We start from the raw sequence: 21965 nt of genomic DNA, 5'->3' as shown, positions 1-21965 counted from the left end.
ATGCTTTCAATAAATAGAGATGAGTATCTTTCGCTTCTAATTTGCAGATTTCTCATTTTATTTTTTTTTGATCTTGAAAAAGAGCTTTTTCCCAACCCGAAGAAACTGGTCATCTTTAATTTGGATATCAGAATTTGGATCCGATATCCTCTCGTTGTCGAGATATACTCCTCCCTGCTCGATTAATCTTCGTATTTCACTTTTTGAATGAGATACGCCAGTTTTAAGAAGCAAGGAAATAACCCAGATTTTTTCATCTTTTAAGTCATCATCAGTAAAAGTAAGTATTTGAGCGTCTTCGGGCCTTTCTTTTTTGGCAAAAGCCCGTTCGAAGTCTTCTAAAGCTTGGTTGGAATGAGCTGACCCATGATATATAGAGACGATTTCTTTGGCGAGAGTTATTTTCCAATCTCGAGGATGGAGAAGATTATTAGAAAAATCCCTTTCCCATTTAAGAATCGTATCCATGGGGATATCGGTGAGGAGTATAAAATATTTTTTTATAAGAGAATCAGGAATTGACATAATTTTACCAAACATTTCAAAGGGTGAGTCATTTACCGCGATGTAATTACCGAGACTCTTGCTCATTTTTTCAACTCCATCGGTACCCTCTAACAATGGCATCATCATGACTACTTGAGGCTCTTGGCCAAACTCTCTTTGTAAATCACGACCCATGAGTAAGTTGAAACGTTGGTCAGTTCCCCCTAACTCGACATCGGCATGCAGAGCAACCGAGTCGTAAGCTTGCATGATAGGATAAAGAAATTCATGCAATCCGACCGGTTTTCCATTTGATAAGCGTTGATGGAAGTCTTCTCTTTCTAACATGCGGGCTACCGTAAAATGAGCAGTAATTTCAATGATATCGACAAAAGAAAGATTCTTAAGCCATTTACTGTTGAATTTAATAATGGTTTTCTCTGGGTCAAGAATTTTAAAAGCTTGTTCTGAATAGGTTTTCGCGTTGGCTAAAACTTCTTCTTCGGTCAATTGTTTCCGGGCTTCTTTTTTACCGGTTGGATCACCGATACGACCAGTAAAATCACCTACCAGAAAAACGACTTGATGGCCAAGAAGCTGAAACTGCTTCAGTTTTCTAAGGGTAACGGTATGTCCCAGATGGATATCAGGTGCACTGGGATCAAATCCTTCTTTAATAATTAAAGGCTGTCCGGTTTGATAATAGCGAATTAATTTTTTTTGGAGGTCTTCGGGATTTATAATGTCTTCGACTCCTCGGCAGAGAATCTCGAGGTCTTGAGTTGCTCTTTTTTCAAAACTCAATCTAATCATCTCCTAACTATTCCACGTTTAAGCAAGATTTTTAAGATCGGATATCCGATACCATAGCAGGCAATAAGTTCTCCTATCATAATATAAAAAACGGAATAAAAATAGGGAACTTGAAAAAGTTTAGCGAGATACAAAGAAACACCAAAGGAATTGAATAAGACCGGAGGCAAGGGAGCCAAGTAAGCTTTTTTCATTTTTGAAGTAACCAAGGCAGCCAAAAAAGTAATGAGGGTTCCAAAGACGATATCCAGAAACCCAACCTGTCCCAAGAGATTCGCCAAAAAACATCCAATGGTTAAACCAAAAATTGTTTCAGGAAATAGAAAAGGTAAAACGGTAAAGGCTTCTGCGACTCTGATTTGTATTGGACCGTATGCAAAAGCATAAAAAGGTGGCAGAATAGTAAAGGCTGCATAGAGTGCGGCAATCAATGCCATACGTGGTAGTTTCTTCATTGAATTCACCTATCCAATCGGTTGACTATTTCATATAGAATACTAAAAAAAGAGAATTGAATGATATAATAAAGCTTTAGTGAAATTATATCAAAACCCAATCAAATGAAAACTCTTGGTCATAAATATGGGAAGATTGATGAATAAAGAATCAAAAGAGAACCTTTTAAAAATAAAGATACGACGACGTTCTCGATCAAAGATTTTTCGTTTACCATTATTCTCGGCATTTATTTTTGGCATTTTAGCTGGTATTATTTTTTTCTTATTGGTTCAGTTTTTTTATTTAGATGATATTCGCGTTATTTCCAGTCAGATCGATAATTTTCGACCATCTTTCACCACCCGGGTTTATGATAACCAAGATCGACTGATCCACGAACTCTATACTGAAAACCGTGAGTATGTTGCTCTTGCCGATATTCCTGAACTGCTCCAAAAAGCTTTTATAGCCAGCGAAGATCAAAACTTCTACCAGCATCCAGGAATAGATATCATCGGTATTTTGAGGGCAACTCTTCAAAATATTATAAACCGCCGAATTGTGGAGGGAGCCAGCACCATTACTCAGCAATTAGCCCGAAACCGTTTTCTTTCCCATGAAAGAATTATTAACCGAAAAATTAAGGAACAGGTTCTGGCTTTGTTTATCGAAAGAAAATACACCAAAGACCAAATTTTAGAAGCACATCTCAATCAAATTTATTTTTGGCATGGAGTTTATGGGGTAAAAACCGCAGCTTTAGTCTATTTTGGAAAAAATCTTTCCCAATTGAATTTGGCGGAAATAGCGATGTTGGTTGGAATACAGCGATCTCCAGGGAATTTTTCCCCCTATGTGAACCTTCGAGCTGCCCAACTACAACAGAGACGGGTTTTACGCCTTATGACCGAAAGAGGATATATTGACCAGTCAGAAATGGAAAGAGCAATAGAGACGCCCATTGTTCTATCTGGTCTTAAAAATATTCCATCAGGTGCCCCCTATTTCATTGACCACATTTTAAAGGAGTTATTAGCCAAATATGACGGAGAAATGGTTTTTAACGGTGGATTAAAAGTGTATACCACTCTTAATTTAGATATCCAGAAAGTTGCTACCGAAGCCTTGCAAGAAAGTGGTTATCAAGGCGCTGTACTTTGTATGGATCCCAAAAGTGGGGAAATTTTAGCTATGGTAGGTGGAAAAGATTATCAGGAAAGTAAATTTAATCGAGCGACTCAGGCTTATCGGCAACCGGGTTCGACATTTAAACCCTTTATTTACACGACCGCCATTGAAAATGGGATCACTGCGGTAGATTGGTATGTTGATGAACCACTCCAGTTCCCCGATGGTTGGAAACCGAAAAACTATGATAAAACTTTTCGTGGATCAATTCAAATTCATGAAGCCTTAGAGCAGTCGATCAATATTATTGCTATCAAGCTGTTGCAACAATTGGGAACCGACGAGGTTATTAATTATGCCAAAAGGATGCAAGTGAAATCACAACTCCAAAAAAATCTATCGCTTGCTTTAGGCACCTCAGAGGTCACTTTAATGGAATTAGTTAATGCCTATTGTGCTTTTGCCAACGAAGGACGTATTCCTGAACCGTACGCCATTACTAAAATTGTCGATTGGGAAGGTAATGTAATCTATTCCAGCAATAAAACTGTGCGCCAGGCCATACCGGCTGATACTGCCTATGTCATGGCTCGATTACTCCAGGGAGTTATTGAACGGGGAACAGCCAGACGGGCAAATATCGGTCGTCCGGCGGGTGGTAAAACTGGTTCAACCGAAGATTTTATTGATGCCTTGTTTGTTGGATTTACTCCCGATATGGTATGTGGGGTTTTTCTGGGGAATGACGATCGCAAACCCTTGGGAGAGTCGAAAACCGGTGGAATAATTGCCGCTCCAATTTTTGCTAAAGTTATGAAAGCTGCCCATGAAAACCTGCCAAAGCAGGATTTCATCCGACCGGAATCTGTAGTTGATAGGTCGGTTTGTTTAAAATCGGGACTTCTTCCCTCCTCTTCCTGTAAAAAAACCATTGTTTTGCCTTTTAAAGCTGGGACAGTACCGACCAAAACCTGTGATCGATGTACCGAATGATGGTTATTTTGCTGTCAATCTTTGAGGATTACGACTGTTACCCCCAAGCCTCCTTCTTCGGGCAAGCCGTTGCGATAGCTTTCTACTGCAGGGTTATCCTGTAGAAATTCGTGAGTAACTTTTCTTAAAATTCCCTCTCCTTTCCCGTGAATGATATAAACAGTTTTAAATCCAGCTAAGAGCACTTGATCAAAATATTTATCTAGTTTTTCTCGAGCATCTTCGGCTTTCATCATCCGAATTTCAATTTGATTTCTCACATTATTCAAAGAGGGTTGGAAAGAATAGCTCCGCTGGAGAGAGGATGAGAATTCTTCCTCTTTGGATTTTTTTTGAAGATGATTGATAGAAAGGACACATTTGCGACCATTGACCACGACCGTGGCTTCATTTTTTAAATCATCAATAGATATTATTTCACCTTCCTGTTGGAAAATATCAACCATCACTTTTTCACCAGCTTGAAAAACCGCCTGTGGAGAATCCTTTATGGTTTCTTCTGATGGTGACCAGGTTAGCTCTTGGGTCAGATAGAACTTTGGATCAACTCGTTCTTTGAGCTCTTGATACACACTTTCATCAAGAGTTTTTTCTTTTCTTAATTGACCGATGAGTTGCGATATATCATCCCGAGTTTTTTTGAGGTATTGGGTTAATTTTTCCTGAAAATCTTTTATAAGGATTTTTTTTTGTGATTCCAGTTGTTCTTGAAGCTGTACAACCTCCCTCTGCCGATTGGTAGCGTCTTTTACCTTTTCTTGCCATTCTAATAACTGAATATTTAATTCTTGGTTTTTTTTCCGATTGGAGATAATTAATTCATTGAGATCGATCCACTCTTTTTGAAGCTGTTGAAGAGCAATCTTGATTACCGGTTGGGGAATACCAATATTTTCAGCTATTTTGATTCCATAACTTTCCCCGATTTCATCAACGAGGAGACGATAAGTTGGTTGAAAAAGGATTGGATTGAACTCCATCGATGCTGAGATCATGGCGGGGTGTTGAGAAACATAGCTTTTTATTAAAGGATAGTGAGTGGTTGCGATACAGGTTGCTCCTTGTTGACCAAGAAAGTCAATCATTCCAATCGCTAATGCCGAGCCTTCGTTAGGATCGGTTCCGGCTCCAATTTCATCAATTAAATATAAACTTTCAGATGAAAGCTGAGTAAGTGATTCCTGAAAAGCAGAAAGACGATAAGTAAAGGTACTGAGGTTTTGTTCGATATCCTGATGGTCTCCAATATCGACAAAAAGATGATGATAAAAAGGTAATGAAGAGCCAGGATTTACTGGAACTGGAATTCCACAATGGGCAAGATAAACGATTAAAGCCAGACTTTTTAACAAAACAGTTTTTCCCCCAGCATTCGGTCCGCTAATAACCATGGTTTTTTTATCGGAACTTATTTGAAGGGAAAAAGGAACCGCTTTTTCTCCTAAGAGAGGATGTCGGCCTTCTTTGATGATGAGGTCTTTTTCTCCTACCCTGGGGATATGGGCTCGCCACTTTCGAGCTAATTGTGACTGAGCGTGGAGAATATCCAACTCGAGCATCGCTTGGAATGAAGATTCAAGTTGACTGAGATACGGTCTCAAATCATTGGCCAATTTCAGAAGAATAGTATCGATTTCATCTTTTTCTTGAATAGTTAATACTTCTAATTCATTATTGAGATAGAGAATCGGTTTTGGTTCAATGAAGACTGAGGAACCAGATGAAGAATAATCGGCTACAATTCCATCGATTCGTCCTCGAAACTCTGATTTGATGGGAATCACGTATCTTCCTCGTCGAATAGTATAAGTTGCATCCTGAAGGAAAGGAGCTATGTCCCGGTTATGCAAACATTTTTCAATAGTGGTTCGAACTTCTGCTTGAAGATGGTTCAGACGTCTTCGAATATCACGGAGACGAGGGCTGGCGGAATCGAGAATAAACCCCTCAGGCGAACAGATCAATTTTATTTTCTTGATAAGAGAAGTATAGCTTTCAATGTCATTGAAAAAAACTGTAAGAAGTGGATACTTCTCATCTATTCGGGTTGCCTTTTGGAGACGTTTGGTTTTTTCACATAAGAGTAAAAAGTTAAAAAGAAGAATGACTTGGTATAAACTGAGAACTGACCCAGGGATGGCGATTTTTTGAAAAATTTCGCGAAGGTCGCTTAAACCAGAGAGATCCAAACTCCCGTCGAAAGTGATAAAATCAAAAAGCTGTTGGACGGTTTGCAACCTTTGATTCATTGCTTCTGGGTTGGTATAGGGATGCAATTCCATCATTTTTTCGCGGGAAACTTCACAAACACAAGCAGAACTCAGCTGATCGAGTATTTTATCAAAATCAAAATTCTTCAATATATCTTTGGATAAGTTCATCATCACTTTGATCTAAACCCTTTTCTAAATAAACCCCAAGAAAGGAAAATTCAGGAATTTTTTGGACCATTGAATCAATTGAAACAATGATTGGCTGGGTAAAACTCTGGTAAAAACGGGATTGATAAATACCGTTATTGAGAAATTCGAGAAAAGAAACATTGAGCACAAAAAGAGTAATAATGGAGATCCAGAGAAAACCTTTCAAGATACCAATAATGAAGCCTAAAATGGCATCAAACCATACAATATCAAGACCTTCGAAAACTTTTCGAAAAAACATGCCTACCCAGGAAAATAAAAGAACGACTGGTATGAAGATCACAAAAAAACTAATCAAATTCATCCAGACTGAATTCCAATGAAGGAGATTGGTCAAAAATTGACTGAGGTCCTGATGAAACCGCAATGCACTCAGAAGACCAATCACCACTCCTGTCAAAGCCAGAATCTCTTTACTGAAACCCCGGATTGAACTTCGAATAACATTGAGTATAAGGATAAAAATGCAAATTATGCTATACCAGTCGATTAGAATCCTCCTGTGAGTTCCTCCCGGAGGAGTATTTCCGGTTCTTTTTTAATCGCTGCTTTGATGATGTTCACCCACTCATCGACTTCGTTGTCGGTTAGAGTTTTTTGTGCTGAACGGAAAACCATAGAATAAGAAAAGGTTTTCTTCCCCGGAGGAAGATGTTTCCCCTGATAAGAGTCAAATAGTTCGACTTTTTCAATGGGTAAGTTATGGGAAGAAGCGACTTTTAATACCAAAGATTCGACGTTTTTCCAAACCTGATTTTGGTTGACTACAATGGAAATGTCTCGCCGAATTGAAGGATATCGGTTGATCTCCTGGATTTGAAAATCCTTCAATTCTAATTGATGGAGGAGTTTTTGCCAGGCAACTTCTAAACAGTAATGTTCTCCCCAAAAACCAAAGGCATCACTGATGGTTTTATCAATCAATCCTCCTCTAAAAATTTCAACACCATTTTTTAGTATACCGCAAAACGAAAGATTCGAATCAAAATATGTATTTTCGCCTAAAGGTTGCCAATTTACCATCTGAAGTGGATATCCAACAAGATCAACGAGGCTTTCGGCAAAACCTTTCAGGGAGAAAATATCTACCTGGGAAATTTGTTGCCAATAAGCAGGATAAGAAAAACCGCTTAAAACAACAACTAACCGCCTTTCTTCCTTATAAGGATTGTTCGAGTTGTTGGTTCGAGAAAACACTTCTCCATATTCAAAAAAACCAAAATTTTCTCGTCCTCGAGCAATGTTGATTCTTAAGGTATCCAAGGCGCTTATGATTAAATTCGGACGAAGGATGACATGATCTTGTGAAAGCGGATTCATAACCCGGATAACGTCAGTATCGGGAATGCCTAAAAGATCACAGTTGGTCTGGCTGGTCAAAGAAAGCGAAACACATTCTTTTAAACCTTTTGAACGCAAAAAGCCACGGAGAACACCTTCCCATAAGAGCTCTCTGCAGGAATTACCTGGGTCAAAAGGGAAGCTGGGAATTTGAGATTGAATATGATCATATCCGAAGATACGACCAATTTCCTCGACACAGTCAATCGGTTGTTGGACATCCGATCGCCAGGAAGGAATCTTAACTTTGATCACAGAGTCATTAGGTTGAGATAGAAGGACAAATCCTAACTTGGTTAAAATTGTTTGCATTTTTTCCAGTGGAATTTTACAGTCCATGATTTCTTCAACCCAGGAGCATGAGAATTCAATTTCTGGTTCTGGCGCAACAGCTTCACCATCCACTACCCAGTCTTTTAAAATCTTGATCGAAGGATCAATTTCCTTAAAAAGGGAAAGCGCTCGCTGGCTGGCATATAATACCGATCCAGGATCGACTCCCCTTTCAAAGCGAGCGGAAGCTTCAGTTCGTAATCCTAATTCCCGTGCTGTTTTACGGACTTGGCTTCCTACAAATATTGCTGCTTCTAAGAAAACCTCCTGAGTATCAGGTGAAACTTCCGATTCATATCCACCCATAATGCCGGCGATGGCTACTGGCCGCTTTGCGTCTGCAATCACCAACATATTATTGTTTAATTTTCTTTCCACCCCATCTAGAGTTACCAATGATTCATTATTTTTCGCTCTTCTCACGATAATTGTTTGGTCGGATAATCCCGATGCATTAAAAGCATGAAGTGGTTGGCCGGTTTCCATCATGACTAAATTAGTCACATCAACGACCTGATTGATGGGACGTTGCCCCAAAAGATAAAGTTCACGAACGATCCACCATGGGGAAGGTTTGATTTTAAAATTTTTTGCTAACCGACCGCTGTAAAAAGAACAAAGATCTTGATCATTTATACTTACTTGATAGTTGCTGTTGATTTCATCAACAGTTAATTGATGAGGAGGTATTTGATAATCTAAATCCAAACCTGCTGCTATTTCCCTCACCAAGCCGATAATTGACATACAATCTCCGCGATTGGCGGTGATTTCGACATCTAAGACCCAGTCATCACCAATTATCTGCGGGAATATGGCTTCTCCTTCTTCGACTTTCAGAGTATCGGGGAGTTCAATAAAAAATTCTTCTTTTTCTGGTATACGTTGATTTAGAAGGGGTTGTGTGCTTATCGAATTTCCTATTAAATTCAATATAACCCTTTTTCCGATTTCCGGTATTCCCCATTTTTCGCATTTGATATCGTATTGGTGCTCTTTCATTTGAATGGTACACACATCATAAACAATGCCGGACTTCCGTTTAACGATTGTCCCTGAAGTTAAAGTAGGAGAAAAAACATCAGCAGCATTTGTTATGTTTTCGATCACAAATCCCTGAGAAGTGAGAGTCTCAGCTATCTTTTCAACTGTATAGTTAAGATCTGGTAAAAAACGTTTGAGAATTGAATAGGAAACTTTCATTGTATTTGGATACTCCTATTGAATAGCTTGGAATTGCTCGATAAAAGACATATCATTTTCAAAAAGCCAACGGATATCGGGTATATCGAATTTCAACAAAGCGGCTCGATCGATTCCCATTCCAAAAGCGAAACCCCGGACTTGATGGGGGTCATAACCGGCGTTTTCGAAAACTTTAGGATGAACCAACCCTGCTCCCATTATTTCTAACCATCCTGTTTGTCCACAAGAACGGCATCCCTTCCCTTGGCACAGACCACAAGAAATGTCAACTTCAGCACTTGGTTCGGTAAAAGGAAAAAAACTGGGACGAAAGCGAAGCTGTCGGTCGCTCCCAAAAAAACGTCGGGCAAATATTTCAATAGTTCCTTTCAAATCGCCCATGGAAATTGATTCGGCAACTACTAAGCCCTCAACTTGGTGAAACATGGGGCTATGAGAGGCATCCATTGCATCCCGACGAAAACATTTTCCCGGTACAACCACTTTAAAGGGTGGTTGTAATTTTTGCATAATTCGAATTTGAGCAGGTGACGTATGGGTTCGTAATAAATACTCTTCATCGAGAAAAAAAGAATCCTGAGCATCCCGGGCTGGGTGATCAGGTGGAAAATTCAGTGCTTCGAAGTTGTAATATTCACTTTCAATTTCCGGTCCTGACTCAATTCGAAAACCCAAACTATGGAAAATTGTTAGGATTTGGTGACAGGTTAATTGAATGGGATGGAGTGACCCTACCCAGGATTTTTTCCCTGGTAGAGAGATATCAACTTTACTAGATGGTTTTAATTTCTGGGTAAGTTCTTTTAATTTCTCCTGAAGCCGACTATCTATCAAACCTTTTAAATGATTAATTTTTTGTCCCAAATCCTTTTTTTCGTCGGGGGATAGCTGGGTGATTTCTTTAAATAAATCATTAAGTTGTCCCTTTCGACCGATGTATTTTCCTTTTAAGCGGTTTAAATCATCAAGGGTTTTTACCTGTTCGATTTCATTCTGAAATTTTTCAAGAACATTATTTAAATCAGTCAACATCTTTTCCTCCCATCAACAATATCAACTAGAGGGTTGCTCGTGGAAAAACCATTAAAATAAAATGCGATACCATGTGGAGAGTGGTATCGCATTTTATTTTAACTTTTACCTTAATGATAGACTTAGGTTGCTGATTTGGCAACCTCAACGAGATGCGCAAATGCCACTGGATCCGTTATGGCAATATTGGATAAATTCTTTCGGTCAATTACAATACCGGCTTTCTTTAAAGCAAACATAAACTGGTTATATTTTAACCCATGTTCCCGAACCGCAGCATTAATACGAACGATCCATAAGCGTCGAAAGTCTCTCTTTTTGTTTTTTCGATCACGATAAGCATAAAATTGAGATTTTAAAACTTGTTCATTTGCTCGCCGATAGGAACGGGAACGTGAACCCCGATAACCACTGGCTAATTTCATTATTTTCTTTTTTCTCTGTCGAGACGCCACGCTATTTTTAACTCTTGGCAATGAAAATCACCTATCTTTCCAACCAATTTTCACTTATTCAATTCAATGATATCTGTAATTAGGCATAGGGCAAAAGCTTCTTAATGCGCTTTTCTACGGATTTATCAACAATCACCGTTTTACGTAACCGTCTTTTGCGATCTTGTTCTTTTTGATGTAAATGATGGCTCTTTCCTCCATGAGCCACCTTTATTTTTCCTTTCGCAGTTATCTTTACCCGTTTAGCTAAACCGCGATGGGTTTTCATTTTTGGCATTAATGATCCTCCTCATTTCTTGGGAGCAATGGTCATAGTAAGGTTCCGACCTTCGTTTTTTATTTCCTGCTCGATTTTACTGAGCTCATTCAAATCATCAGCTATTTTCTGGAGTAATAATACACCTTTATCAACATAGGCAGCCTCTCGCCCTCGAAACCGAATGGTAAATTTGACTCGATCGCCATCTTCCAGAAACCGGATAGCACTTTTTAACTTTACCTGATAGTCGTGTTCATCGATTTTTGGCCTCATCTTGAGCTCTTTCAGCTCAGATACTTTCTGTTTCTTTCGAGAGAATTTTGCCTTCTTCTCTTTTTCATACTTAAATTTGCCAAAATCAATAATTTTACAAACTGGTGGGTTCGCTTCTGGGGCAACTTCAACTAAATCATAACCAGCTTCTTCTGCTAATTCAAGGGCTTTTTTGATTGGCACAACTCCCAGTTGTTCTCCTTCGAAGGAAATCAATCTGACTTCCCGAGCTCGTATTTGATTGTTTACGCGATATTTTACCTCGATATGTATCGCCTCCCAATATTTTTTCCTAGAGCGTGTATCTTCACAGTATTCCTATTGAATAAATAGAACACCTTATTATGCAATGAGAACAAAAAAAAATCAATGGACCGATTGGGTTGGTTTAAGACAAATAGCCAAACAAAAATATCATATAATACCGTCAGTCGTCAATATCATTGGTGTACTTATTGACAAGCTTCCTGGGTAATGGCAGGCAACAAAATGACCACTCCCTTGATCAACTAAGTGAGGTTCTACTTCGGAACACCTTTTTTGAGCTACCGGACAACGGGGATGGAATCGGCATCCGGAAGGAGGATCAATTGGGCTGGGTACATCCCCTGGTAAAATTATCCTTTCAATGTGATAATCAGGGTCAGGAACTGGAACAGCTGATATCAGTGCGACGGTATAGGGATGAAGTGGTGCTTGGAAAAGTTGATAACGAGGTGCTATTTCAACAGTTTTTCCTAAATACATGACCATAATTCGATCACAGACATGTTTAATAATCGAAAGATCGTGAGAAATAAAAATATAGGTTAAGTGAAATTCGTTTTTTAAATCGATCATTAAATTAATTATTTGAGAACGAATGGAGACGTCAAGTGCGGAGACCGCTTCATCAGCAATGATCAGCTTAGGGTTCATAGCTAAAGCTCGAGCAATGCCAATCCGCTGTCTTTGCCCTCCCGAAAATTCATGGGGAAATCGATTTACACCATCACTCTGAAGACCAACTTTTTTAAGAAGATCCGTAACCATAGCCGATCGCTCTTGAGATTTACCAATCTTATGGATATTCATTCCTTCTTCGATTATGGATCCCACAGTCATTCTTGGATTTAAAGAACTAAAAGGATCCTGAAAAATCATTTGGAGATTTTTCCGATATTGAATGAATTGTGATTGGGTGAGATTATGAATTTCTTTCCCATCAAAAATTATCCGTCCTGATGATGGTTCGTATAAACGGAGAATAGTCAAACCCAAAGTACTCTTTCCACAGCCTGATTCTCCGACAACACCGAAAGTTTCTCCAGCATGGACTTCAAAACTGATATCATCAACTGCTTTCACCCACCCAACGGTTGAGCGAAAGACACCGGCTTTAACTGGAAAATATTTTTTTAAATTTTCAATTTTTAAAAGAGGTACATTATTCATCAATTTTGCACTTTTCTATTGAATGTTGGTTTATTTTTTTCCAGTGATGGCAATAGACAAAATGGTTTAAACTGACGTTAACTTTATTTGGTTGATTGAGGCATTGTTCATCTTCAAAGGAACAGCGGTTTCGAAATCGGCATCCTTGGGGAAATTGTGAAGGATCAGGAACCATACCCGGGATTGAATCGAGTTTTTCCTGCTCGATATCTAAACGAGGGATAGAACGGAGTAAACCAATGGTATAAGGATGACAAGGATTTTTGAAAATATCGTGGCGGTCTCCTTCTTCAACAATTTTTCCGGCATACATTACAATAATTCGTTTCGCCATGTTGGCGACAATCCCTAAATCGTGGGTGATGAGGATAACTGCCATATTAAGCTGTTTTTGAAGACTGATCATTAATTCAATAATTTGTGCCTGGATGGTTACATCCAAAGAAGTGGTTGGTTCATCGGCTATGAGAAGTTGGGGATGACAAGAGAGTGCCATAGCAATCATGCCTCTTTGTTTCATTCCCCCTGACAATTCATGAGGATATTCGTTTAACCTTTTTTCTGGATCAGGAATTCCTACCAATTTAAACATCTCTACTGCTCGCTTTCGGGCTTCGTGGTGGCCGACCTTTTGGTGAAGGGTGATTGCTTCAATAATTTGATCACCGATGGTATAAACCGGATTGAGTGCTGAAGCAGGTTCTTGAAAAATCATAGAAATATCTTTTCCTCGGATATTTTGCATCTGTTTTTCAGATAGAAAAAGTAAATCAGAATTATTAAAATTTATTTTTCCACCAACGATTTTTCCATTGCTATCAATCAATCGCATCAGAGCTAAAGAAGTAACACTTTTTCCACATCCCGATTCACCAACCAAGGCAATGGTTTCACCTTTGTAAACTTGGAAACTGATGTCGTCTACAGCTTTGAGTTCCTGGCCATAATCATTATAAAAATACACTTTGAGGTTTTCTATGTTCAAAATTGTGTCATTCGTGTTCATAATTGACTCCTTACACCCTTAACCGAGGATCAAATACATCTCGAAGGGCATCCCCGACTAAGTTCCAAGATAAAACAAAGAGAACCATCGCTGCACCAGGGAAGACAGTAGAGTACCAATAAAGAAGAGCTTCGCCCTGTCCTCCTAACATCCAGTTTCGAGAATAATTGAGAAGTGCTCCCCAATCAGAATATCCTTGTGGAGCTCCAACTCCCAGGAAACTGAGGGCAGCAGCTGTAATAACTAATGAACCCATGCGCATTGAGGCTTGTATCAATACCGGAAAAATTGTATTGGGAAGGACATGGCGAATGATGATTAAATAATCTTTTACACCAAGTGCTTTAGCCGCCATGATATATTGTTCTTCTTTCACTTGAAGAATGTTACCTCGGATTAAACGAGCAGGATACATCCAACCGAAAATCGTCATGGCAATCATAACTTTATTTAATCCGCTTCCTAAGATAGCGGCCAAGACCAAAGCTGCAACTAAAAAAGGAATAGCCATAAAGATATCGGTGATTCGCATGAGGATTTCATCGAAAAGTTTACCGTAATACCCGGCTATTGATCCGATAAACAGACCAATGAGCGTTGAAACGACAGTGACAATAATTCCCACACGAAAAGCGGTTCGAGTACCCCAGATTACTCCATAAAAAATGTCCCTTTTCCCGGCTACCCCAAATGGATGTTCCGGTGAAGGAGGTTGAGGGCTTGAAGTCCAGGTGACAATGGGCATCATATAGGGATCTCTCCCCTCTTTAGGAGGAGCTATAAAAGGAGCAAAGATGGCTATTACAATAAATACTCCTAAGAGGACAAAGCCAATAATTGCTGAAGCATTTAGAAATAGTTTCTTTATAATCCGATGGGTTTCCGACTTCATTTTTCTAGTCCAACCTAACCCTAGGATCAATATAAGCATAAGAGATATCAACCAGAAGGTTCCCGATAATCAATATAAGCCCAAAAAAAAGGACGCCACCCATAATCGAGGCATAATCTAATTGTTGAGCTGCTAAGGCTAAAAAGCTTCCTAAACCGGTCCGATTAAATATTGCTTCGACAATTACCGTTCCTGCCATCAATCCGACAATAGTTTGGCCACTCACGGTAGCAACTGGTATCATGGCATTTCTTTTGGCATGTTTATTAATAACAATTCTTTCATCTAAACCTTTGGCACGAGCAGTACGGACATAGTCACGTTGGAGAACATCAAGCATCGAGGATCGGGTAATACGAAGAATGTAAGCCAATTGAACATAGGTTAGAGTGAGAACTGGACCAACAAGATGTCGTAAGGCATTTACAAAAACATCCAATCTTCCATTGAGAAGCGCATCAATAGTTGTCATACCGGTAAAAGATCTAAAGCTGGTAGATTTAACAATACCTTCAGCCCAGAGACTCAAGTTCCCTGGGGGGAAAAGCCCTAAAGTACTATAAAAAATCATGAGAACGAATAGGCCAAATACAAAATCAGGAAAGGACCACCCTACCACGGCAAAAATCCGCAGCGAATGATCCAAGGTACGGTTGTGATGGAGTGCCGACAGGACTCCCATCCAGGTTCCGATCAAGATAATGGGGATGGCGGAATATAACGTCAGTTCTAAGGTATAGGGAAAACGCTGGAGTAAAGCTTGCAAAACCGGAGCTTTTCCAACATAGGACCATCCTAGGTTTCCTTGAAGCAGATTTTTAAACCATCTTCCATACTGAACAGGTATCGGATCATCGAGGCCGTACATAGAAATGAGCTGATCGACATTTTCACTTTTTAGGCGGTCAGGGCTGCTGATGAAGGTGGCAAGTCGCTGATAGGGACTGAGCATGCCAATCATAGAGAAAACGATGAGAGAAATACCAAAAAGAGTAATAGGTATAAATAAGACTCTCCGTATAATATAAAATATCAAAACTATCAATCCTTCCACTCCGGAGGGAAAATAGAATTCCCTCCGGAGTACGATCATTATTCTTCAATCATTTATTCGGCTTTATAAACCCCATTATAATTAGCTTCGCCTGATTGTATTGGATTGAATTCCCATCCTTGGACCCAGGTTTTCATTGGGAAAAGCGCTATCTCTTGATAGAAGGTAAGACCTAACACATTTTCGTAAGCGATTTTCTGAATTTCTTCGTACATATTTTGCCGCTTGGTTGCATCGGTTTCAGAGATGGCCGCTTCAATGATCGGATTTAGATTTTCTTGAGCAAAATTAATATAGGCTTCTCCTTGGGGTCCACCATAGACTCCACTGCTGTGGAAATAAGTGAAAATGAAGTTATGGGGATCGGGATAATCGGCAATCCAGCCAATGACAAATGCTGGTAATTTGCCGCTTTTATAAGCATCCAAGTAATTTGGCCACTGAACTCCCTGTACATCAATTTTAAATTTGGGATTGAGGGATTCAATGTTTTCTTTGAACATTTCACAGGCGGTTTGTCGAGCATCATTCCCAGTGTTGTAAAGCAAAGTCAGCTTAAAACCATTTTCCCAGACTTTGCCGTCCCAAGCTTTTTTGAATTCCTCTTCGGCTTTTGCCAGGTCGAACTCAAACATGGGAAGATCGGGATTGTATCCCAGCATGCCAGAAGGAATAACTGATGGGGGTCGCTCCCCATATCCCAATAAAACTTCCTGGATCATGGTGTCATAATCGAAAGCGTAGCTAAAAGCACGGCGGCAATGGATATCACTAAAGAAATCAGCCGGGATACCATTCCCATCGAGGGCTCCACTTCCTAAGAAATCACTGGTTTTATCAACTGTCCAGTTAAAATGGAAAGCGGTTACGGTGATTCTCTTCCCACTTTCAATTTTAATATCATCCAAGTCTTTAACCTGATCGAGATACTGAGCTGGCATATAAATCTGGTCGGCATCTCCGGCTTCCAACATGGCTCGTCGTGTGCCCCACTCGTCAATTCCCCAGTCAATAATCTGGGCAATTTTGGCCTTTTCTCCCCAATATCCATCAAAACGGTCCAGGGTAACCTTCTGTTGGGTTCGATCCCACTCGGTAAATTTGAAAGGGCCTGTACCATTGGCTTTATCATAAAGAGGCGAAGATTCTTTTTTTACATTATAGTATTTCCACCATCCATCAGCGTTCCCATCCCAGCAACCCCATTCAACGCAGGTTTCTTTATCGAAGATATTGCTCCAGTAAGCATGTTTCGGGAGAATATAAAGAAAAGGTGCAAAGGGACGCACCAGGCGGAACACTACCGAACCGTCCTGAACTTCAATGACCGGATCAATAACTTGCTGATAAAATTCTATCAATTTATTGGCATCGTCGGGGTTGATTAAGTTTCCATTTTCATCAACCATATCGGTAAGAGGAGTTCCGACTTTATCGGCAACCAGATCATCAAGGGTCTGGAAATTAAACAAAGCTTCAATGATCATCCATTGTGGTCCGTTAGCTGGATCAAAAAGGATATTTCGCTCGAACGAATATTCAACATCTTCGGGAGTAAGTTCGTTTCCGTTGTGAAACTTGACACCCTCTCGAATTGGGAATAGGTAGGTTGTGCCATTATCCTTTATAAGACCATTTTCAGCAGTTGGAACTTCGGTTGACAGAACGGGGATAAATTTTTGGAGATTTACTCCATCGTAGGAAATGAGATTTTCATAGACATAGGTTAATACCTCACCACTGGCATTATCATAGGCATATCCGGAATCGAGGGTATCCGGTTCACCAATATGGAGATACACATACGTATCGGGATTTTTTATTTCGGCAAAGGCAACCGAAATTCCCAATACAAAAACCAATAACCATGTCAAAACCAAAATCTTTTTCAATTTTTATGCCTCCTTATTATGAAATTTTTACTAGCCTTGGATTATTCGTTATTCCGGGAATTCTTCCCCTTTTGGCAATCCTTTGGCCAGCTACTTCTTTGATATCCATAGTCATATCAATAGGAGAATGCCCACTGATATAACTCCCCACACCGAAAATATCAGTATGATCATGGAACAGACGTATTTTTTCAGGAGTGATACCACCAGAAACCACAATTTTTATATTAGGATATCCTGCTTGATTTAATCTTTCGCGAACTTCCTTCACCAGAGACAAGGTAACTCCTCCCCTTTCCTCTGGTGTATCGAGACGAATTCCTTCTAACTTATTTTCAATGATTTGAGCCAAACGAAGTGATTCTTCGGCTTCATCTTTGAAGGTATCGACTAAGATGATGCGAGGAAATTCGCTCGGTATGCTTTCGTCGAAGGCTTTAGCTGACAACACCGTATCCCCACAAATAAGGATTGCCGCATGAGGAATGGTCCCCCCTGGAATTTTTCCGGCTAGCTTCGCTCCCAGGATGCAGGCGGCACTATCAGCTCCTCCAATCAGAGCTGACCTTTCCATTACTGGTGCTACCGAGGGATGAACATGTCGAGCTCCAAAACAGAGAACCATCTTCTTCCCAGCCGCTTCTTTACATTCTTGGGCTGCGGTTGCCCATCCAGCACTATGAGCAAGTATTCCCAGTAAAGGAGTTTCGAAAACACCAAATTCTGAATAGGGACCTTTTATTCTCAAAACCACCTCCCTTGAATCGAAGGGATCACCTTCCTGTAAGCTCCATATTTCCACTTGGCTGTGTGACAATAGAGAAAGAACGTCGGGCAATCCACAAAAAATCCCCGGATGCCGGGCAAAAATTTCTGCGACGACCGGGGTTTGATCAAGCTGCAGGTGGCGTAGAATTTGTTGTGCACTAACAAAATAAATGTCAGTTGTATATCCCTGTATTATCTCATCATGGGTTGCCGATAAAAACAGCCGTTTTGGATCGGGACGATATTGAATCGCTTCCTGAAGATCATTAACCCAAGGTTTTTGCGACACCTGACCTTCCACCTCTTCTCAGGTTAGAAGAAAGGCAAAAATTAAGGATACCACCATGAAGGCTACGGCGAAAACAACGGTTAGTTTTCCCAAAACTGGGAGGTTTTTAAACTTGCTACTCCGATCAGCACGGGTCATTCCCCCAAAAATACCTCCTCCCATACCGGCTTTCCGAGGTTGAAAAATGACCACTAAAATTAAACCAACTGAAATAAAAATCTGAATAATCATCCAAGCTTGCATATCGACTCTCCTCTATTGGGAAGCCCTTAAGCTTTCTAATATAATTTTGTAAAATTTAGTTGGATCTAAGCTGGCTCCACCCACCAATGACCCATCAATATCTGGATCTTTCATGAAATCAAAAACATTGTCGGGCGTTACACTGCCGCCGTATAGTATTCGAATTTGTTTGGCAGTATTATCACCGAATTTTTTGACTAATTGCTGTCGAATGTAGGAAATTACTTGATGAGCGTCCTGGGGAGTGGCAGCTTTTCCAGTTCCAATTGCCCAGACAGGTTCATAAGCAACAACCAGTGATAAAGCCTCTTCTTTGCTAAGGTTGGTAATGCCTTTTGATAGATGATCAAAAACAATGGTTTCGGTGCGACCCGCTTCTCTTTCCTCTATGGTTTCGCCAACGCAAAGGATGGGTTTAAGCCCAAAGTGAATGGCAGCCGTAACTTTTTTGCCAACATCTTCAGAAGTTTCACCAAAGATATGGCGCCGTTCCGAATGGCCACAAATGACATACTGACAGTGTGCCGCCAGAAGCATGGGTATAGAAACCTCACCAGTAAAAGCACCTTTGGCTTCCCAATAACAGTTTTGAGCTGCTAACTTTATACCCTTTTGAGCTAATTTTTGGGAAAGAGGATAAAGAGTAACAAATGGTGGACAGAGAATAACTTCAATGTCTGAAGTATTCGGAGATAAATCAAGAAGAGCCTCGGCAAATTCCGAGGCTTCTTCGACAGTTTTATTCATTTTCCAATTACCAGCTGCGATAGGAATTCGTGACATATCAGGCTCCTTTTATTGCATAACCCAATTGGCTAAATCGACCGTTCGGCAGGAATAGCCCCATTCATTATCATACCATGCTAAGACTTTAACGAGATTGCCAACCACCATGGTTGAGAGAGCATCGACGGTAGCCGAATTGGCACAATGGAGGTAATCGATTGAAACCAACGGCAGTTCAGAATATCCCAGATATCCCTTGAAATCGCCATTTTCAGACGCTTTCTTGAGGGCAGCATTCACTTCATCAGCTGTAGTTGTTTTTTCTACAATTGCAGCCAAATCAACGACTGATACATCCGGGCTTGGAATACGGATGGCGAACCCATTCAATTTTCCTTTTAACTCCGGGATCACTTCACCTAAAGCTTTAGCAGCTCCGGTTGTAGTAGGGATCATTGACATCCCCGCTGCTCGAGCCCGGCGTAAATCTTTGTGAGGAAAATCAAGAATGACTTGGTCATTGGTATAGGCATGGATAGTGGTCATTAATCCACTAACGATCGAGAAATTATCATGAAGTACTTTAGCGATGGGAGCCAAGCAGTTTGTTGTGCATGATGCATTGGAAATGATATGGTGTTTATCTTTATTGTAACTGCGATGGTTTACTCCCATAACGATGGTGGCATCGGGTTCCTTGGCTGGTGCCGAGATAATGACCTTTTTAGCTCCAGCTTGAATGTGCTTAGAAGCACCAGCTCGATCCCTGAATACCCCGGTTGATTCAATAATCAAATCGGCTCCCAAATCTTTCCAAGGAAGCTGAGAGGGGTCTCTTTGGGCAAATACTTTGATGGGTTTTCCATCAACTACAAGAGCATCATCTTTGGCCGAAACCTCATTCGGTATTTGACCATGAACTGAATCGTATTTTAACAGATGGGCGAGCACCTTATTATCGGTCAGGTCATTCACTGCAACGACATCAAACCCGCCTACTTCGAGCATCCTTCTGAATACTAAACGTCCAATTCGACCAAATCCGTTAATTCCAACTTTCACTTCGAATACCTCCCTTATATGAATGTAATATTATCAACAATTAGACTCCTTATTATACAACATCAATAAAACTCGTCAAACAAAACAGGAATATAAACACAACTACCCCATGAGATACCTAGTATGCTCAGGAGGAGAAGGTGGGGAAAGCAGTATTAATTAAGAAAAGGCGTGCTTAATGCACGCCTTTGGGATTAAATTATTGCTATTTCAGTATCTGATTTGAAAAGATGCATTTTTGAAGTATCAACTGCAATCTTGAGGTCATCACCAACGCCAGTTCGAGTTTGCATATCAAGAACAGCTACTAAAGTATGGGGTCCAGTGGTGAGGTAAATGATTTGTTCTGAACCTAAAGGTTCAACAACGTCAACGGTAGTATTTATGGTCGATCCAGTTGATGCCGACTCTTTGCTCACTTCACTATCAAAAAGATCTTGGGGTCGAATACCAAGGGTCAATTCCTGGTTAAGGTGAGGAAGCAGGCTTTCTTTAAACTCATTAGGAATGTTGAGCTTGAAAGATTGACCGTCGAGATAGAGACCATCCCCTTCTTTCTTCAAAACAACATCGATGAAGTTCATTGACGGAGTTCCAATAAAACCGGCGACGAACTTATTGATGGGTTTGTTGTATAGTTCGAGGGGGCTTCCAACTTGCTGGACTAATCCATCACGCATAACAACGATCCGATCACCCATGGTCATGGCTTCAATTTGGTCGTGAGTAACATAGATCATAGTGGTTTTCAATCGATCATGTAGTTTTGAAAGTTCGGCTCTCATTTGAACTCTTAATTTGGCATCCAAGTTGGAGAGAGGTTCGTCAAATAAAAATACTTTGGGATGCCGAACGATAGCTCGACCAACAGCAACACGCTGTCTTTGACCACCTGAAAGTTGCTTTGGTTTTCTCTGGAGGAGCTCTTGAATACCGAGAATTTCAGCCGCCTCTTTGACTCGTTGATCGATGTCACTTTTTGGGAATTTTCGAAGTTTTAAACCAAAAGCCATATTGTTATAAACATCCATGTGAGGATATAAGGCATAATTCTGGAATACCATTGCGATGTCACGATCTTTGGGGGGAACATCATTGACCAAAGTATCTCCAATGTAAATTTCTCCAGCATCGATTTCTTCCAAACCGGCGATCATACGGAGAGTTGTTGTTTTTCCACAACCAGAAGGGCCAACCAATACAACAAATTCTTGATCTTTAATTTCAAGATTTACTTTATTAACTGCGAGAACATCTCCAAACTTTTTTACAATTTCTTTTAAAATAACATTTGCCATCTATATTCCTCCTTCAAATCTTAATAGGGGAGGCCTTTTTATACCCTATTCCGAAAAAGGCCGACATGAAACCCAACCATAGAACTCGGCGGTGGATTTCAATAAAACCAAATTTCTCATG

At 40.2% G+C, this 21965-nt stretch carries 20 protein-coding genes; 1 reads left to right on the top strand and 19 read right to left on the bottom strand.

The genetic code is table 11. The annotated features are described in order from the left end of the window. Positions 1 to 57 precede the first annotated feature (57 nt). Entirely contained in the window at positions 58 to 1290 is a 1233-nt protein-coding gene (gene tyrS, locus RT761_RS12395; RefSeq protein ID WP_218111732.1) for a tyrosine--tRNA ligase, read from the bottom strand. Positions 1291 to 1295: 5 nt separating this feature from the next. Beyond that, complete coding sequence (locus RT761_RS12390; protein ID WP_218111731.1) at positions 1296 to 1754, bottom strand: QueT transporter family protein; 459 nt, start codon at positions 1752 to 1754, stop codon at positions 1296 to 1298. A 139-nt stretch (positions 1755 to 1893) separates the two neighbouring features. Between RT761_RS12390 and RT761_RS12385 the strand changes: the two genes are divergently transcribed. Then, a complete protein-coding gene (locus RT761_RS12385; protein WP_218111730.1) occupies positions 1894 to 3858 on the top strand; it encodes a penicillin-binding protein 1A in 1965 nt (654 codons plus the stop codon). A gap of 14 nt (positions 3859 to 3872) precedes the next feature. Here RT761_RS12385 and RT761_RS12380 read toward each other — a convergent pair whose 3' ends face one another. The 17 genes from RT761_RS12380 to RT761_RS12300 form a co-directional block, all read right to left on the bottom strand. Next, complete coding sequence (locus RT761_RS12380) at positions 3873 to 6242, bottom strand: endonuclease MutS2 (RefSeq protein WP_246465369.1); 2370 nt, start codon at positions 6240 to 6242, stop codon at positions 3873 to 3875. After that, the gene (locus RT761_RS12375) at positions 6205 to 6747 is read right to left on the bottom strand and encodes a CvpA family protein (protein WP_281388071.1); all 543 of its coding nucleotides are present in this window, start codon (positions 6745 to 6747) and stop codon (positions 6205 to 6207) included. The genes RT761_RS12380 and RT761_RS12375 overlap by 38 nt, the downstream gene beginning before the upstream one ends. A gap of 23 nt (positions 6748 to 6770) precedes the next feature. Then, a complete protein-coding gene (gene pheT, locus RT761_RS12370) occupies positions 6771 to 9158 on the bottom strand; it encodes a phenylalanine--tRNA ligase subunit beta (RefSeq protein WP_218111728.1) in 2388 nt (795 codons plus the stop codon). Between the two features lie 15 nt (positions 9159 to 9173). After that, the gene (gene pheS, locus RT761_RS12365) at positions 9174 to 10193 is read right to left on the bottom strand and encodes a phenylalanine--tRNA ligase subunit alpha (protein ID WP_218111727.1); all 1020 of its coding nucleotides are present in this window, start codon (positions 10191 to 10193) and stop codon (positions 9174 to 9176) included. Positions 10194 to 10315: 122 nt separating this feature from the next. Further along, on the bottom strand, positions 10316 to 10669 hold the full coding sequence (rplT, locus tag RT761_RS12360) for a 50S ribosomal protein L20 (RefSeq protein ID WP_218111726.1): 354 nt from the start codon (positions 10667 to 10669) through the stop codon (positions 10316 to 10318). Positions 10670 to 10727: 58 nt separating this feature from the next. Next, the gene (gene rpmI, locus RT761_RS12355; protein WP_218111725.1) at positions 10728 to 10925 is read right to left on the bottom strand and encodes a 50S ribosomal protein L35; all 198 of its coding nucleotides are present in this window, start codon (positions 10923 to 10925) and stop codon (positions 10728 to 10730) included. Between the two features lie 12 nt (positions 10926 to 10937). Then, positions 10938 to 11447 carry a translation initiation factor IF-3 gene (gene infC / locus RT761_RS12350; RefSeq protein WP_281388070.1) on the bottom strand — a complete coding sequence of 170 codons (510 nt, stop codon included), beginning with the start codon at positions 11445 to 11447 and terminating at the stop codon, positions 10938 to 10940. Positions 11448 to 11594: 147 nt separating this feature from the next. Further along, positions 11595 to 12614, bottom strand: coding sequence for an ABC transporter ATP-binding protein (locus tag RT761_RS12345; protein WP_218111724.1), 1020 nt, complete (start codon positions 12612 to 12614; stop codon positions 11595 to 11597). Continuing rightward, positions 12607 to 13620 carry an ABC transporter ATP-binding protein gene (locus RT761_RS12340; protein WP_218111723.1) on the bottom strand — a complete coding sequence of 338 codons (1014 nt, stop codon included), beginning with the start codon at positions 13618 to 13620 and terminating at the stop codon, positions 12607 to 12609. The genes RT761_RS12345 and RT761_RS12340 overlap by 8 nt, the downstream gene beginning before the upstream one ends. A 10-nt stretch (positions 13621 to 13630) precedes the next feature. Then, a complete protein-coding gene (locus RT761_RS12335) occupies positions 13631 to 14512 on the bottom strand; it encodes an ABC transporter permease (protein WP_218111722.1) in 882 nt (293 codons plus the stop codon). A gap of 4 nt (positions 14513 to 14516) precedes the next feature. After that, positions 14517 to 15548: an ABC transporter permease gene (locus RT761_RS12330; RefSeq protein WP_343073790.1), complete on the bottom strand. Its 1032-nt coding sequence runs from the start codon at positions 15546 to 15548 to the stop codon at positions 14517 to 14519. A 71-nt stretch (positions 15549 to 15619) separates the two neighbouring features. Next, positions 15620 to 17458, bottom strand: coding sequence for an ABC transporter substrate-binding protein (locus tag RT761_RS12325; RefSeq protein ID WP_218111720.1), 1839 nt, complete (start codon positions 17456 to 17458; stop codon positions 15620 to 15622). A gap of 16 nt (positions 17459 to 17474) precedes the next feature. Next, entirely contained in the window at positions 17475 to 18515 is a 1041-nt protein-coding gene (locus RT761_RS12320) for a nicotinate phosphoribosyltransferase (RefSeq protein WP_218111719.1), read from the bottom strand. A gap of 18 nt (positions 18516 to 18533) precedes the next feature. Continuing rightward, positions 18534 to 18758 carry a preprotein translocase subunit SecG gene (gene secG / locus RT761_RS12315; RefSeq protein ID WP_218111718.1) on the bottom strand — a complete coding sequence of 75 codons (225 nt, stop codon included), beginning with the start codon at positions 18756 to 18758 and terminating at the stop codon, positions 18534 to 18536. A gap of 12 nt (positions 18759 to 18770) precedes the next feature. Further along, positions 18771 to 19541, bottom strand: coding sequence for a triose-phosphate isomerase (gene tpiA / locus RT761_RS12310; RefSeq protein ID WP_218111717.1), 771 nt, complete (start codon positions 19539 to 19541; stop codon positions 18771 to 18773). Between the two features lie 12 nt (positions 19542 to 19553). Beyond that, a complete protein-coding gene (gene gap, locus RT761_RS12305; RefSeq protein WP_218111716.1) occupies positions 19554 to 20546 on the bottom strand; it encodes a type I glyceraldehyde-3-phosphate dehydrogenase in 993 nt (330 codons plus the stop codon). A gap of 194 nt (positions 20547 to 20740) precedes the next feature. Next, on the bottom strand, positions 20741 to 21844 hold the full coding sequence (locus RT761_RS12300) for an ABC transporter ATP-binding protein (protein ID WP_218111715.1): 1104 nt from the start codon (positions 21842 to 21844) through the stop codon (positions 20741 to 20743). Positions 21845 to 21965: the final 121 nt, after the last annotated feature.

The sequence above is a fragment of the Atribacter laminatus genome (assembly GCF_015775515.1).
GTDB classification, from domain to species: Bacteria; Atribacterota; Atribacteria; order Atribacterales; family Atribacteraceae; genus Atribacter; species Atribacter laminatus.
The sequence above is the reverse complement of the archived record's forward strand: the minus strand, read 5'-3'. Positions and strand labels throughout refer to the sequence as shown.